Consider the following 15,680-nt stretch of genomic DNA (forward strand, 5'->3'; position numbering starts at 1 on the left):
GCCCCCAGGGCAATCCCGACCACACGATTGGACTCACACTCAGATGACGTACGCCGACGACCACCCCACCGCGTCGACGACGCCGTCACGGCACCTGGTCGAGAGCACCACCGTCCCCGCCCTGATCGAGGCCACGGCCTCCCGGCTCCCGCACGCCGTCGCACTGGTCCGAGGCACGCGGTCCCACACGTACCAGGAGCTCGTGGAGCGGTTCTCCGCGACGGCTCGGGCGTTGCGGACACGCCAGGTAACCCCCGGGGACGTGGTGGCGGTCCGGGGCGGCCGGTCGCCGGAGACCGTCGTGGCCATGCTCGGTGTCCTGCGGGCCGGTGCGGTCCTGGTGATGATCGACGTCACCCAGCCGGAGGGCCGGGTGCGTGACGTGCTGGAACGGGCGCGCCCGGCGCTGCTCGTCGACACGACCGACCGGACGTGGGAGCCGGGCGCCGGCGACGACGAGGGCCGCAAGGCGTCGGCGGGCGCCGGAACCTCCACGCCGGTGGTCCGGCTCGCCGAGCTGGAGCGGTCGACGACGGAGGACACGGAGCTGCCCGTCGTGGCCGCCGCCGCGGACGCGTACGTGTGCTTCACCTCCGGCACCACCGGCGAGCCCCGCGGTGTCCTGGGCTGGCACGGGGCGCTCGCCCACTTCTGCGCGTGGGAACAACAGGCCCTCGCCATCGGCCCGGGCGACCGCGTCGCCCAGACGGCCGCGCTGACCTTCGACGCGGTCTTCAAGGACCTGTTCCCGGCGCTCATCGGAGGCGCCACCGTGTGCCTCCCGCCGACCGACCGGCCCTTCGTCGATGTGGCGCGGGTGCTCGCATGGCTGCGCGAGGACGAGGTGACGGTCCTGCAGACGGTGCCGAGCGTGCTGTCCACGCTGCTGGCCGAACAGCCCGCCGGCGCGGGCTTCCCGGCGCTGCGTCTGATCTGTCTGTCCGGCGAGCCGCTCGCGGGCAGCCTCGTCAACCGCTGGCGGAAGACGACCGGCGACGCCGGCACCCGGTTCGTCAACCTCTACGGGACGACCGAGGCCACCATCCTCAAGTCCTGGTACCCCGTGCCGGACGGCGAGGTCCCGGCGGGCATCCTGCCCGTCGGCAAGGCCATCGACGGTGCCGAACTGCTCGTGGTCAACAACCGCGGCCGGCGGTGCGGCGTCGGCGAACCCGGTCACGTGCTGATCCGCACCCCGCACCTCACCCGGGGCACCTGGCGCCCGGCCGCGGGGGAGGCCCCGCTGTTCGAGGTCAACCCGCTCAACCCCGACGACCCCACCGACCTCGTGCAGCGGACCGGCGACCTGGGCCGCATCGGCCCCCAGGGCGACCTGGAGATCCACGGCCGGGTGGACGACCAGGTCAAGATCCTCGGCGTCCGGGTCCACCCGGCCGAGGTCGGCGCGGTGATCACCCGTATGCCGCAGGTCGAGGACGCGGCCGTCGTGGTCCGCGCCGGGGACGACGGTCCCGCCCTCGTCGCCTACGTCGTGCCGGCCCAGGGCGCGGGCGTGGACGCCTCCGCCGTACGGCGGCACGTGGCCGCGGCCGGCTCCAACGCGATGGTCCCGGCCCAGGTGGTCCTCCTGGAGCGGCTGCCGCTCACCGGCCACGGCAAGCTGGACCGCTCCGCGCTCCCCGACCCCGACGACGCGGCCCCGCAGCAGCCGCCGGAGGCGGCGGACGACGGCGAGTGGACCGCCACGGAGCGGCGCGTCGCCGAGCTGTGGTCCGAGGCGTTCAAGAAGGAGATCACCTCCCGGCACGCCAACTTCTTCGATCTCGGCGGCCACTCGCTGATGCTGGCCCGGCTCCTTGCCCGGATCCGCCGGACGTTCGAGGTCGACCTCAACCTGCCGACCCTGTTTCGTTCGGCGACGATCGCCACACTCGCTCAGGCCGTGGACGGCGCGCTGCGGGAGGGCGCCCGGGCCGAGGAGGAACCGGCGCCCGTGCCCGTTCCGCGTGAGGCCGACCAGCCGCTCTCCCCCGAGCAGGAGGGCCTGTGGTTCCTCCAGCAGCTGGACCCCCACAGCTCCGCCTACAACATGGCCGGCGTGTTCCGGTTGCCCGCCGGCCTCGACGAGGAGACCGTACGCACGGCCTTCCTCACGGTGTGCCGCCGCCACGAGGCGTTGCGACTGCGCTTCCGCGAGGTCGACGGGCGCCCCGTGCAGTCGGTGGGCGAGGCCGCCGTCGACTTCGCCGCCCTGCCGGCCGTGACCGACCGGCCGTCGGGCCTGACCGCCCTGTCGAAGGCGGCAGCCGACGCCTTCGACCTGGTCACCGGCCCGCTGGTGCGCGTCCGGACGGTCCGGGTCGCGGGCGATGAGCTCCTCGTCGGCCTGACCATCCATCACCTGTGCTGCGACGGGGTGTCGTGGAGCCTTGTCGCCCAGCAGGTCGACGAGCTGCTCGCCGGCACCGACCGGCACACGCACCTGGACGGCGACACGCCCCGGCTCCAGTTCGGCGACTACGCGGCCTGGCGTGCACGCCGCACGACCGGCAAGCGCGCCGAGACCGACCTCGCCTACTGGCGCGACCTGCTCGCCGACACCCCCGCCCCGGACGTGCCCTGGAGACGTCCCGTGCCCGGCGAACGGCCGCACCAGGCGCGGGTGCTGCGCGTCCCGGTCGCCCGCGAGGTGACCGACCGACTCGCCGAGCAGTGCGCCACGTCCGGGGCCACCGAGTACATGGCGATGATGACCGTCCTCGCCTACGCCCTGTCCCGGGCGGCGGCCCAGGACCGGGTCGTCATCGGCAGCGACAGCGTGGGCCGGGACCGTGAGGAGTTCGAGGACGTCGTCGGGTTCTTCGTCCGCACGCATGCCTACAGCTTCGACATGGCGGGCACCCCGACGTTCCAGGAGGCACTCGGCCGGGTCAGGTCGACGCTCGTGGAGGCATCGGGACACCGGGACGTCTCCTACGCGCAGGTCGTGGAGGCCGTCGCCGCCGCCCGGGACGGGGACCGCAGCCCGCTGTTCTCCGTGATGCTGCGGATGCCGCCCCGTGAGGAACTGCCGCGCGAAGCCGCCCTGTTGCGTCCCGTCGACGTGGTCGCCGACGCCGGCGACGGCTCGGGCACGGCGCCGACGGCCAAGTTCGACCTCACCGTGGTGGTGCGTCCCACGGAAGCGGGCACCGTCCTGGACTTCGAGTACGACGCCGACACGGTCCAGGCGGAGTTCGCGGCCGCGCTCGGCGAGCGGTTCACGCGCCTGCTCCGCTTCGCCGCCGAGCAGCCGGCGCGTCCGCTGGCCGACGCTGGCCGCGCCGATCACCCCTTCGCCGAGCCGCTTCCCGCGCGGGACCTCGTCCCCGTCGCCGAGCGGTTCCGGCGCCGGGCCGCCGCCACCCCGGACGCCGTCGCCATCTCCTGGGCGGAAGGCGAGGTGACATACCGTCAGCTGGTCGCCGCGGTGGCGGGCGCCACGCAGAGCCTTCAGGCGGGGCAGCGCGTCGGTGTGCTGGGCGGCAAGTCGCCCGCCACCGTCGCCGCCCTCGTCGCCGCGCTCGGCGCCGGCGCCACCGCCGTCCTCCTGGACGACGGTCTGCCCGAACCGCGGCGCGCCGCCATGGTGGCCAAGGCCGGCGTCCGGCAGATCCTGCTCACCGAGCCGTCGACCGCGACGCAGGCGCCGGGCGACGCCACCGTGCAGCGCCTCTCCTTCGAGGAGCTCGCCAAGAGCACGGACGAGTCGCTCGGCCCCGTCCCCGCCCGGCCCTTGGAACCGGCGTACGTCTTCTTTACGTCCGGCACGACCGGCGAGGCCAAGGCGGTCGTCGGATCACACCGCGGCCTCGACCACTTCATCGACTGGGAGACCACGGAGTTCGGCGTGCACGCCGGGGACCGCGTGGCGCAGCTGACCACGCTCTCCTTCGACGCGGTCCTGCGCGACGTCCTCGTGCCGCTCACCCAGGGGGCCACCCTGTGCCTGCCGCCGGCGAGCGCACTGGACGACACGGCACGGATGGTGGACTGGCTGGCACGCGAGCGCGTCACCATCGTCCACACCACACCCAGCGTGGCGGCGTCCTGGCTGCGGGACACCGACCGGGCCACCGCGCCTCTGGCCGGCATGCGGCTGCTCTGCCTCGCGGGCGAGCCCCTCACCGGCCGGCTCGTCCAGGAGCTGCGTGAGCGGCTGCTGGGCCCGGACACCGAAGTCGTCAACTTCTACGGGCCCACCGAGACGACCATGATCAAGACGTTCCACCGGGTGACGGCCGAACAGGACGCGGGACCGGTGCCCGTCGGCCGCCCGCTGCCCGGCGCCCAGGCGGTCGTCCTGGGCGCGGACGGCTCCGTCCGCGGCCCCGGCGAACGCGGCGAGATCGTCATCCGGACGCCGTACCGGACCCTCGGCTACCTCGACGACGCCCGCGCAGCCTCCCACTTCCGCCCCAACCCGCTGTCCGACGACCCGGACGACCTCGTCTACCACACGGGAGACCTCGCAGTGGTCGGTGCCTTCGGCGAGATCCACGTCGAGGGGCGCAGCGACGATCTGCTCAAGGTGCGCGGCGTCCGGGTGCATCCTGCGGAGGTCGCGGCCGAGCTGACCACCCATCCGCACGTCCGTCAGGTCCACGTGGAGGCGGACAAGGAGGCGGACGGCTCGCTCGTCGCCTACGTCGTGCGCTCGCCCGGCTCCGCCCTGACCACGGAGGACCTGCGCCGCCACGCGCGCGAGCGGCTGCCGCTGGCGGTCGTCCCCTCCCTGTTCCTCTTCGTCGACCGGTTCGCGCTGCTGCCCAACGGCAAGCTGGACCGCTCCTCCCTCCGGGGCACCTCGTCTCCGGCCGCGCAGGAGCGGGTCGCGCCCCGCGACGACACCGAGACCCTGATCCGGTCCATGTGGTCCGAGCTCCTCGGCCACGACGACTTCGGCGTCACCGACGACTTCTTCGCCGTCGGCGGGCACTCACTGCTCGCCACCATCCTGCTCACGCGGATCCGCAAGAAGACCGGCCTGTCGCTTTCGCTGCGCAAGCTGCTGGAGGGACCGCGCATCGACCGTCTTGCCGCGTCCGTACGCGAATTGCGCAAGGACTCCGACGACCAGGCGAGCGACCTGCGGCTGACGCTGCGTCAGGGCGCTGCGGAGGGACCGCGGTTGTTCCTCGTGCACCCGATCGGCGGCGACGTGCTGTGCTTCCGGGAGGTGGCGTCGGCGCTGCCCGCCGAGTTCACGGTGATCGGGGTCCGCTCGCCCGGCCTGGACGGCGGCACCGTCTTCACCTCGGTCCAGGAGATGGCGGCCGCCTACCTCCACGAGGTGCTCAAGGTGCAGCCCGAGGGGCCGTACCACTTCGCCGGCTGGTCCATGGGAGGCGCCGTCGCCTACGAGATGGCACGCCAGCTCTCCTTCGAGGGCGTGCGCACCGCCTCCCTCGTGCTGCTGGACAGCTACGCGCCGGGCTCGAAGGCCTTCGAGCACTTCGCAGGACCCGACGCCGACCGGGTGGCGTCCTTCGCTCGCGATCTGGAGCGCATGACCGGCGAGACGGCCGACACCGCACTGCTCAGGGGCGAGAGGCCGGCGGCCGGCGAGGAGCAGCAGTCGCTGCGCCGCAGGTTCACGGTGTTCGACGCCAACGCCACCGCGCTGGTGAACTACCGGATGCGGCGCGCCCGCCTGAGGGACACCCGGCTCACGCTGCTGCTCGCCGGTGACCAGGCGCGACCGGAGGGGACGTCCCCGACCCTGGGCTGGGAGGAGGCACTGGGCACGCCGGTGCAGACTCGGACCGTGCCTGGCGCCGACCACTTCACCCTGGTCCAGCGGTCCCATGCCGCGCTCACGGCCGAGGAGATCGCCTGCGCGGTCGCACCCGGCCCCGCCGGCCAGGACGAGGAGCGCGGATGAACGCCGTGACCCCGCCGCGCTTCCGGGCGTACTCGGCACGCGATCTGGACGCGCTGCTGGACCGGTGCGGGGCGGACGCCGAGACGAAGCTCCAGATACGGGCCGTGGCCGCGGTCCTGCCGTTCCGGACCAACCAGTATGTGGTCGACGAGCTCATCGACTGGGACGACGTGCACGACGACCCGGTCTTCCGGCTGGTGTTTCCGCAGCCCGACATGCTGGCCGCGGACGAGCTGAAGACCGTGACGGACCTGCTGCGCGAGGAGGCGGGCCCCGCCCGTCTCGCGCCCGCCGTGCGGGAGATCCGCGCGGGGATGAACGCGCACCCGGCGGGCCAGACGGACCAGAACGTCCCCCTTTGGCAGGGGCAGCGGCTCTCGGGCGTACAGCACAAGTACCAGGAGACGCTGCTCTACTTCCCGCGCCAGGGCCAGACCTGCCACGCGTACTGCACCTACTGCTTCCGCTGGGCACAGTTCGTCGGGGTGCCCGAGCTGAAGATGGCCGCGGAGAAGGACGACGTCGACGCCCTCGCCGCCTACCTGCGGCACCACACCGAGATCACCGACATCCTGGTGACCGGCGGCGACCCGCTCATCATGCGCACCGACAACCTGCGGCGCGCGCTGGAACCCTTCCTCGCCCCGGGAATGGAGCACGTCAAGAACATCCGGATCGGCACCAAGGCACTGACCTACTGGCCCTACCGGTTCACCGACGACGAGGACGCCGACGACCTCATGCGCCTGTTCGAGGAGGTCCGCGACCGCGGCCGCCACCTCGCGGTCATGGCTCACGTCACGCATCCCCGCGAGCTTCACCCGGAAGCCGTGAGCCGCGCGATCCAGCGGATCCGGTCGACCGGCGCCGTGATCCGCACCCAGGCGCCTCTGGTGAGGTCGATCAACGACGACGCCGCCGTCTGGCAGGAGATGTGGACCCGCGCCGTCGCCCTCGACGCCGTGCCCTACTACATGTTCGTGGAGCGCGACACCGGCCCGCGCCAGTACTTCGAGGTTCCGCTCGTGCGCGCCTGGCAGATCTACCGGGAGGCCCTGTCGTCCGTGACCGGGCTGGCCCGCACGGTCCGCGGCCCGTCCATGTCCGCCACTCGCGGCAAAGTGGTCGTCGACGGAGTGACCCGGATCGCCGGACAGCCCGCGCTCGCCCTGCGCTATCTGCAGGCCAGGGACCCGGACGTGGTCGGCCGGCCGTTCTTCGCACGGTTCGATGCGCAGGCGACCTGGGTGACGGACCTGCGGCCGCTGTCGCCGTCGGACGCGCCCTTCCTGGACCAGACGGCCGGAGCCCGTCCGGCGGACCGGATCACGGACAGTCCCTGAGCCCCACCGGGGCGGCGGCGACCGCCCAGGACGTCCCGCACCGGCCCGCCCGACCCCTCTGCCCGCCCGCAACACCGCTATGTCAGGAGACCGAATGTCCGCGTCGGCAGCGCTGCCGCTGGTGGTGCAAGCAGGTTCCACCACCGACCTCGGAGACCTCATCCAACACGACCGGGACGAACTCCGCTCGGCGCTCCACACCCATGGAGCGCTCCTCTTCCGGGGCTTCGACATCGACGGCGTCGACGGACTGCAGTCGACCGTCAACGCCCTGTCCGGGGAGACGCTCACCTACACCGAGGCCTCCTCCCCGCGCACCTCGATCCAGGGCAATGTGTACACGTCCACCGACCACCCGGCCGAGGAGGAGATCTACCTCCACAACGAGTGCTCCTACCAGGACACCTGGCCGATGACGCTGTACTTCTACTGCCTGCGCGCGCCGCAGACGCTGGGATCGACGCCGCTCGCCGACACCCGGCGGCTGTACGCGGCGATCGACCCCGCCGTACGGGAGGAGTTCACGCGACGGCGCTGGAGTCTGGTGCGCAACTACCACCCCAACTTCGGCGTCCCGTGGCCCAAGGTGTTCGGCACCGACAGCCGGGCCGAGGTGGAGGCGTACTGCAAGGAGCACGGGCTGATCCCCGAGTGGACCGGCGAGGACGGGCTGCGCACCCGCGTGGTGCGGGACGCGCTGCACCGCCACCCGCGCACCGGCGAGGACGTGTGGTTCAACCACCTCACCTTCTTCCACGTGACCACGCTCCCCGAGGACGTCCAGGAGGGCCTGCTCGCCCTGTTCGGCGAGGACGGCCTGCCCACGAACACCTACTACGGCGACGGCGGACGCATCCCCGACGACGTGATGGACCACCTGCGCAGCTGCTACGAGGACTGCCGGGTCCGCTTCGACTGGCAGCAGAACGACATCCTCGTGGTGGACAACATGCTGTCCAGCCACGGCCGGGAGCCCTTCACCGGCGACCGGAGGATCGCCGTCGCGATGGCGGAGCCGCACACCGCCGGACAGGGAGACCCGCGATGAGCGTGCGGAACACGGCTACCCCGGCGCCCGGCGGACCCGTGGTACTCGGGATCTCGGCCCACTTCCACGACTCGGCGGCGGCGCTGCTGGTCGACGGTCGGCTCGTGGCCGCCTCCCACGAGGAGCGCCACACCCGGCGCAAGCAGGATCCCGACCTGCCCATCGACGCCGTGCGCGACTGCCTGGACCAAGCCGGTCTGCGCATCACCGACGTGGACTGCGTGGCCTACTACGAGGACCCGGCGAAGAAGCTCCACCGCCAGCTGTGGACCGGCCTGCCGGCCTTCCCCGACAGCAGCGCGAGTGCCCTGTACCGCCTGGACGCCGACCGGCCGCTGCGGGAGATCCGCAACCTGCTGGGCTGGGAGGGCCGGGTCGAGTTCGTCGACCACCACCTCTCCCACGCCGCGAGCGCCTACTACTTCTCCGGATTCGACGACAGCGCCGTGCTGACGGTCGACGCCGTCGGCGAGTGGGCCACCACCAGCTGGGGGATCGGCCGGGGCGCTTCGCTCGAACTGACCGAGCAGGTGGAGTTCCCCCACTCCCTGGGCCTGCTCTACAGCGCGGTCACCGGCTACCTCGGCTTCGAGGTGAACGAGGGCGAGTACAAGGTGATGGGGCTCGCCCCCTACGGCGAACCGCGGTTCCGGGACGAGATCGGCCGGCTGATCCATGTCACCGAGGACGGGTCGTTCCGGCTCGACCTGGACTACTTCGACTTCACCAACCCGGACGGCATGCTCGGTGAGCGCTTCACGTCCCTGATCGGCGTGGCACCGCGGGTGCCGGAGTCGGAGATCGACAAGGTCCACCACGACCTGGCGCGCAGCATCCAGGTGGTGACCGAGGAAACCCTGCTCCGCATGGTCGACAAGGCCCACCGCATGTCGGGCAGCGAGAACCTGTGCATGGCCGGAGGCGTGGCCCTCAACGTCGTCGCCGTGCGCCGCATCGTCGAGGAGGGCCCCTTCGCCAGGGTGTTCGTGCAGCCGGCCGCTGGCGACGCGGGCGGCAGCCTCGGGTGCGCGGCGGTGGCCCACCAGCGCCTGACCGGGGAGCGGCCCCGACAGGACCGCCTGACCTCCGTGCTCCTCGGCTCCGGCACGGACTCCGACGGTATCGCCCGGCTGCTCGGCGCGCACGCCGACCAGCCCTTCGCGGACTTCCGCGGGGACGAGGCAGGTCTGCTCGACGCCGTCGCGGGGCGACTGGCCGACGGCAAGGTGATCGGCTGGTACCACGGCCGGGAGGAGTTCGGGCCCCGTTCCCTCGGCGGACGGTCGATCCTGGCCGACCCACGGGGCGACGACACGCGGGACCGGATCAACGCCTCGGTCAAGATGCGCGAGGCGTTCCGGCCGTTCGCCCCCGCCGTGCTGGCCGAGCACGCGCACGAGCACTTCCGGCTCGACCACGAGTCGCCGTTCATGCTGGAGACCTGCGAGGTCGTGTCGCCGCTGTCGCTGCCAGCCATCACCCACGTGGACAAGTCGGCCCGCGTCCAGACCGTCACCGAGGGAACGAACGGGCGCTTCTACCGCCTCATCCGGACGTTCGCCGACCGAACAGGCTGCCCGCTGCTCCTGAACACCTCGTTCAACCTCCGAGGAGAGCCGATCGTCCACACCCCCGTCGACGCCCTGCTCTGCTTCCTGAGGTCGGACATCGACTGCCTGGTGCTCGACGACTTCTTTCTGGACCGCGAAGCCCTCCCGCAGTCCTGGGTGACGTGGTTCAAGGGCACCCGGCCACCGCACCGGAGCCGGGTGAGCGACAGCGTCTACACCCTGCTTTGACAGCGATGGGCACTCCGTTGCCCAATGGGGGAGTTCAGGCCGGGGCCGAGACCGTCAGGTCACGGCCCCGGGCTCTCGGCTCGGCTTCGGTGCCTGCGGAGTTACTCCAGCCAGGGGCCCGACACCGGCAGGGCGGCGATCCGGCGCTGTCCCTGATGGGAAGTCTTCTTCTTCAGCTCGAGGTTCTCGTAGAGGGGGCTTCGCGGTCACCCTGGCGAGCCCGTCGAGCTTGCCCTGGAGCTTGGTCGCCCTGGCGGTGGCCTCCCGTAGCCGCTTACGCAGGTCGGCGATGGTCTCGTCACGTTGGACTTCTCCCGGCGTACGGAGCACCGGACGGGCGACCCGGGCGTCCCACTCGGCCAGGATCTCCTCGGCGCGGTGGACGGTGGCGTGGCTGATCTTCGCCTCGCGCGCCAGGTTCTCCTTGGTCAGCGCGCCGTCGGTGTGCAGCGGCTCGCCGGCCAGCAGGCGGGCCATGGCCTCGCGGAGCTTCTTCTCGGTGGCGGCGGACACCGGCATCAGGCGTTCTCCTTCATCTTGTCGAACTGTGCGGTTGCCGAGCGGAGGGTCTGTACGGTCCGGTCTTCGGTGTAACTCCCGATCATGGAAGTAGCACCTGATGAGCGACGTGACTGTCTCTGCCGAGGCGGTTGAAGAGGTTCGGCCGGCCGAGTTGTCGGCGGACGTGCTGGACGAGCAGTTGATCGGGCAGTTGGTCGACCGGGCCCGCGCGAGCGGGCTGCAGCTGACCGGTGAGGGCGGGCTGCTGCAGCAGCTGACCAAGCGAGTGCTGGAGTCCGCTCCCGAAGGTGAGATCACCGACCACCTCGGCTACGAGAAGCATGACCCGGCCGGTGCCGGCAGAGGCAACAGCCGCAACGGGGTTCGGTCCAAGACCGTGCTGACCGACGTCGGCCCGGTTCAGATCACGGTGCCGCGTGACCGCGACGGCAGCTTCGAGCCGCAGATCGTCAAGAAGCGCCAGCGGCGGCTGACCGGTGTCGAAGAGATGGTCCTTTCGCTGTCCGCGCCCGGCCTACTGACTTCAGCTCGTCGGGGTGAATTTTCGCGAAGTCGCTGAAGGACCTGTGGTGGCGGCTGTATTCCGTGGTGGGTGAGGTATGCGGATGGGGGCGGGCTGACCGCTGCGGGGCGGCAGCGACGTGAAACGGTACGAATGCAGGCAGCCGAGCTGTTCGAGCAGAAGATCAAGCCGCCGGAGGCCGCAAGGCTCCTGCGGGTGAGCCTGAAATCGGCCTACCAGTGGCACCAGTTGTGGCGGAACGGTGGTCGTGAGGCTCTGGCCTCGCGTGGCCCGAGCGGTTCGCGGTGCCGTCTGTCACCGCGCTGCCTGGAGAAGCTCGCCGGCTATCTCGAGCAGGGCCCGGCCGCGCACGGCTGGGTGGAGGACCAGGTGTGGACCGCGACGCGGGTGGCCACGCTGATCGGCCGGAAGTTCCACGTCTCCTACAGCGTCTCGGGTGCGACGAGGCTGATGCACCGGCTCGGCTTCAGCCCGCAGGTCCCCGCGCGGCGGGTGGCCGAGCGTGATGAGCAGGCAGTGGCTGTGTGGAAGGAGGCGACCTGGGCGGAGGTAAAAGAGCCCGGGCGGCCTGCGGGGGCTACATCTGCTTCGAGGACGAGGCAGGCTTCACCCGTCGGCCGCCCGGGGGACGCACCTGGGGCCGGCGCGGCCGCACCCCGCAGGTGACGGTGAGTGGCCGCCGCTCGGGGCGCCTGTCGGTGGCCGGGCTGATCGCGATGCGGCCCGGTTCCCGGACCCGGCTGTGCCACCGCCTGCGCACCCACCGGGCGGGCAAAGGCACGCGCCGCAGCATGGGCGAGCGGGACTTCATCGCGTTGATCGACAGTGTCCACCAGCTCGTCAAGGCGCCGATCGTGCTGGTGTGGGACCGCTTGAACACCCACGTCTCCCGCGCCATGGGCGAGCTGATCGCCGAGCGTGAGTGGCTGACGGTGTTCCTGCTGCCCGCCTACTCACCCGACCTCAACCCGGTCGAGTGGGTATGGGCACACATCAAACGCAGCCTCGCCAACCTCGCCGTCGTCGTCCTCGACCGGCTCGAAGCACTCGTACGCAACCGGCTCAAGCGCCTTCAGTACCGGTCCGGCACCCTCGACGGCTTCATAGCCGGCACCGGCCTGACTCTCGACGAACCACCGTCACCCTGACCCGCCGAAGTCAGTAACGCGCAGACGACCCCTGGACCGTCCTCCCCGCCGACGCGGGGGTGCTCCGGAAGCCGGCGCGCTCATCGCCGGCGGCTACCGGTCCTCCCCGCCGACGGGGGGTGCTCCGCATCCGCGGGTAGCGGTAGAGGAGCGGATGCGGTCCTCCCCGCCGACGCGGGGGTGCTCCGGTGTGGGAGCACGCCGTGAACCTCGCCACCGAGTCCTCCCCGCCGACGCGGGGGTGCTCCGCCAACATCGTCGATCAGCCTTATCCCAGGTCGGTCCTCCCCGCCGACGCGGGGGTGCTCCGCCGCGATCCGGCAGCGCTCCCGCATCGGCATGGTCCTCCCCGCCGACGCGGGGGTGCTCCGGCTGCCGCCGGGAAGAAGGCGGTTGGCGCCTAGTAGTGCTTCGTTACGTCGAGTGATCTCGCGTGGTGGTGGGCATCTTCTCCGGTATGAGGTTGGGGGAGGTGGAACGGCTCCGGGGTGAGTTATCGGAGTTTGTTGCCGATGTGTTCGCCTCGCTGCCGCGGCGGGATCAGCGGCGGTGGGGCGATTGTTATCTGCGGGGCCTGATGCTGGACGGCCGGCGGAAGTCGGTCCAGCCGATGGCCGGGCGGCTGCCGGACGGGAACATGCAAGCCCTGCAGCAGTTCGTGAACCAGTCGCCGTGGGATCCGCTGCCCGTCAGACAGCGGATCGCCGAGCGGCTGTCCGAAGTTGTCAGGCCCGAGGTGTGGGTGATCGATGACGTGTCGTTCCCCAAGTGCGGCAAGGCGTCGGTCGGGGTGGCCCGCCAGTACTGCGGAGCGGTCGGCAAACGCGCGAACTGCCAGGTCGCGGTCAGCGTCCATGCCGCCACCGACACTGCGTCGTGCCCGTTGGAGTGGCAGTTGTATCTGCCGCGTGAGTGGACGGACGAGCCGGACCGATGCCGCAGGGCAGGTGTCCCTGACGACGTGGTGCACCGGGAAAAGTGGCGTCTCGCCCTCGGCCTCCTGGACACACTGGCCGAGTGGCAGTTGAAGGCGCCGGTCGTGGTCGCCGACGCCGGCTACGGCGTCAGCACCCCCTTTCGGCTCGGTCTTGAGGAGCGAGGACTGTCCTATGTCCTGGCCCTGAACGGGAAGGAAGTCGCCCACCCGGAGGATGCCGAGCCGCACCAGCCCGCTTATGGCGGACTCGGACCGCCCACCCTTGCCCGCTACCGGACCCCACCGCGAGCCGTCTCCGTCCTCGCAGCGCAGGCGGGTACGCAGCGGTTCACCGAGGTGACCTGGAGGCAGGGCAGCAAAGGCGCGATGACCTCACGGTTCGCGGTGCTGACAGTGCGGCCCGCGGGCAAGCAGTCCCTGGCCGCAGCCCAGGAGGCGGGCGGTGGCCGCAACCGGTGGGACGGCGTCCTGCCCGCCCAGACCCTCCTGGTCGAGTGGCCGGAGGGCCAGGACGCTCCGACGGACTACTGGATATCGAACCTGCCCGCCACCACACCGGCCGCTGACCTGGTGCGTTGGGCCAAGATGCGCTGGCGGATCGAGCACGATTACCGCGAACTCAAGCACGGACTGGGACTGGACCACTTCGAGGGCCGCACCTGGCGCGGCTGGCACCACCACGTCACCCTCGTCACCGCCGCACAGGCCTTCCTCACCCTCAGGCGGCTCGACCCAAAAGTCCGCACACCGGCCTGACCCTCTACCAGGTCCTCGACGCTCTTCAGGACCTGCTGAGGTGCTGGACCGGTACATGCACCACCTGCGGACGCCCCCTGCCCAGCCCTCGGAGCATCCGCAGACAGCCCAGAACCTAACGAAGCACTACTAGGCCGGTTCGTTTGGATCACTTCCGCTGGCCGAGGTTGTAGTTGATGATGTCCATGTGACCAACCGCATCAGCGCTCTGATCTCGGCCTTCGGCGTCCTTGCCAGCGTGGTACTGGTCGTTGCGGGCGTTCGTGAGTACCGCTCTGGCGCGTCGGTCCTCTGGCTCGTGGCTGGAGCCGTGATCTTCCTCAGCGCTTTGTACACGCTCGTGCGGGACGTGCGGCGACTTCGCACTGGGCCAACCGCCTGACAGCGGCGCCGTTCCAACCAGCCCTGCCAGTCGTTGTTCGTGTGTGCCGTTGACTGACGCGCAGTCGGCGCGAATCGAGCCGTTATTCCCGGATCGGACACCGCGGCAGGGTGGCCGGTGGCGGGATCACCGAGAAGTGATCGACGCGATCGCCTGGAAGTTCCAGACAGGATCGCAGTGGATCCACCTACCAGAGAAGTACGGCAACTGGCGAGGCGTCTACAACCGGCTGCGGATGTGGGCCATCGACGGCACATGGGAGCGGGTGTTCACCGCGCTGGTCGCACAGGCCGACGCCGACGACAACCTCAACTGGGCCGTCTCGGTGGACTCCACCATCGTGCGTGCACACCAGCATGCGGCGGGGGTCCGCAAAAAGGGGCTCCAGCAGGCGAACCGGCAGACCACGCCATCGGCCGGTCCCGGGGCGGACTGACCACAAAGATCCACCTGGCCTCTGATGCCCACTGCTGGCCGCTGGCCTTCGTGCTCACCGCTGCACAGGCTGGTGATGCACCCGCCTTCGCTCACGTCATGGCTCGCCTTCGCGTTCCTCGACGGCGAGGACGCCCCCGCACCAGGCCGGATGTGGTCCTGGCCGATAAGGCGTACTCCTCCCGCGCGATCCGCGAGCACCTGCGTAAGCGCGGTATCCGGGCGGTCATTCCCGTTCCGGCCGATCAGCGGGGACACCGGCTGCGGCGAGGCAGCCGGGGCGGCAGACCGCCCGCCTTCGACCGCGAGGCATACAAGCAGCGCAACACCGTCGAACGCTGCATCAACCGCTTGAAACAGTGGCGGGGTATCGCCACCCGTTACGAGAAGACCGCGACCATCTACCTGGCCGGACTCCACATCGCAGGCATCTTCCTCTGGTCAGCGCGGTGATCCAAACGAAACTGCCTAGTCCTCCCCGCCGACGCAGGGGTGCTCCGTCCATGAACCCCTGGAAGGATCACCATGGACCGTCCTCCCCGCCGGGGAGTGTAAATCTAACGGCGGATCCGACGATCATGGGAGAGACGCCAAGTGACTGATACCGCCGTGGAGTTGGAGACCGTGGAGCCCGTCGAGAGTGCCCAGTCCGGGCAGCCTGTGCCCGTGTCCGACGAGCAGCTCGTCGCGATGCTGGTGGAACGTGCCCGGTCGGAGGGGCTGCAGCTGAGCGGGCAGGGTGGGCTGCTGCAGCAGCTGACCAAGCGGGTGCTTGAGTCCGCCCTGGAGGGCGAGATCACCGATCACGTCGGCTACGAGAAGCACGACCCGGCCGGTGCCGGCAGCGGCAACAGCCGTAACGGGGCCCGGTCCAAGACCGTGCTGACCGACATCGGCCCGGTG

11 protein-coding genes, 1 pseudogene and 1 CRISPR repeat array are annotated in these 15,680 nt (G+C 70.9%); of the genes and pseudogenes, 11 read left to right on the forward strand and 1 reads right to left on the reverse strand.

Going from position 1 to position 15,680, the window contains the following annotated elements; all coding sequences use genetic code 11:
• The first annotated feature begins 43 nt into the window (after positions 1 to 43).
• The 4 genes from ACFW6P_RS29730 (at position 44) to ACFW6P_RS29745 (ending at position 10,074) form a co-directional block, all read left to right on the forward strand.
• Positions 44 to 5,884 (forward strand): amino acid adenylation domain-containing protein, encoded by a 5,841-nt coding sequence (locus tag ACFW6P_RS29730; RefSeq protein ID WP_386359402.1) that lies wholly within the window; start codon positions 44 to 46, stop codon positions 5,882 to 5,884.
• A complete protein-coding gene (locus ACFW6P_RS29735; RefSeq protein WP_386359403.1) occupies positions 5,881 to 7,227 on the forward strand; it encodes a KamA family radical SAM protein in 1,347 nt (448 codons plus the stop codon). The genes ACFW6P_RS29730 and ACFW6P_RS29735 overlap by 4 nt, the downstream gene beginning before the upstream one ends.
• Before the next feature lie 94 nt (positions 7,228 to 7,321).
• Entirely contained in the window at positions 7,322 to 8,275 is a 954-nt protein-coding gene (locus tag ACFW6P_RS29740; protein WP_386425437.1) for a TauD/TfdA family dioxygenase, read from the forward strand.
• Positions 8,272 to 10,074: a carbamoyltransferase gene (locus tag ACFW6P_RS29745; RefSeq protein WP_386425439.1), complete on the forward strand. Its 1,803-nt coding sequence runs from the start codon at positions 8,272 to 8,274 to the stop codon at positions 10,072 to 10,074. Before ACFW6P_RS29740 ends, ACFW6P_RS29745 begins: the two co-directional genes overlap by 4 nt.
• A 54-nt stretch (positions 10,075 to 10,128) precedes the next feature.
• On the opposite strand, the gene ACFW6P_RS29750 is transcribed toward ACFW6P_RS29745, so the two are convergent.
• Positions 10,129 to 10,593: a hypothetical protein gene (locus ACFW6P_RS29750; RefSeq protein ID WP_386359406.1), complete on the reverse strand. Its 465-nt coding sequence runs from the start codon at positions 10,591 to 10,593 to the stop codon at positions 10,129 to 10,131.
• A gap of 100 nt (positions 10,594 to 10,693) precedes the next feature.
• Between ACFW6P_RS29750 and ACFW6P_RS29755 the strand changes: the two are divergent.
• The 7 genes and pseudogenes from ACFW6P_RS29755 to ACFW6P_RS29785 form a co-directional block, all read left to right on the forward strand.
• Positions 10,694 to 11,119: pseudogene (locus ACFW6P_RS29755) on the forward strand (transposase); the annotation flags it as partial.
• Between the two features lie 132 nt (positions 11,120 to 11,251).
• Entirely contained in the window at positions 11,252 to 11,785 is a 534-nt protein-coding gene (locus ACFW6P_RS29760; protein ID WP_386359407.1) for a winged helix-turn-helix domain-containing protein, read from the forward strand.
• A complete protein-coding gene (locus tag ACFW6P_RS29765) occupies positions 11,701 to 12,267 on the forward strand; it encodes a transposase (protein WP_386359411.1) in 567 nt (188 codons plus the stop codon). Before ACFW6P_RS29760 ends, ACFW6P_RS29765 begins: the two co-directional genes overlap by 85 nt.
• 38 nt (positions 12,268 to 12,305) lie before the next feature.
• Positions 12,306 to 12,638: a CRISPR direct-repeat array (repeat unit 29 nt; unit sequence GTCCTCCCCGCCGACGCGGGGGTGCTCCG).
• Between the two features lie 86 nt (positions 12,639 to 12,724).
• The gene (locus ACFW6P_RS29770; RefSeq protein WP_386359408.1) at positions 12,725 to 13,960 is read left to right on the forward strand and encodes an IS701 family transposase; all 1,236 of its coding nucleotides are present in this window, start codon (positions 12,725 to 12,727) and stop codon (positions 13,958 to 13,960) included.
• A gap of 187 nt (positions 13,961 to 14,147) precedes the next feature.
• Positions 14,148 to 14,342, forward strand: a complete 195-nt coding sequence (locus ACFW6P_RS29775) for a hypothetical protein (protein WP_386359409.1) — start codon at positions 14,148 to 14,150, stop codon at positions 14,340 to 14,342.
• Positions 14,343 to 14,385: 43 nt separating this feature from the next.
• Positions 14,386 to 15,230, forward strand: a protein-coding gene (locus tag ACFW6P_RS29780; RefSeq protein WP_386359410.1) for an IS5 family transposase whose coding sequence is annotated in 2 segments (ribosomal slippage) — positions 14,386 to 14,728 and positions 14,728 to 15,230 — 846 coding nt in all. Because the reading frame shifts where the segments join, the coding sequence is not laid out codon by codon here.
• 237 nt (positions 15,231 to 15,467) lie between these two features.
• Positions 15,468 to 15,680 (forward strand): transposase (locus tag ACFW6P_RS29785; protein WP_386425442.1); only part of this gene is annotated, 213 nt, incomplete at its 3' end.

Source organism: Streptomyces sp. NPDC058741, assembly GCF_042746715.1.
GTDB lineage: Bacteria > Actinomycetota > Actinomycetes > Streptomycetales > Streptomycetaceae > Streptomyces.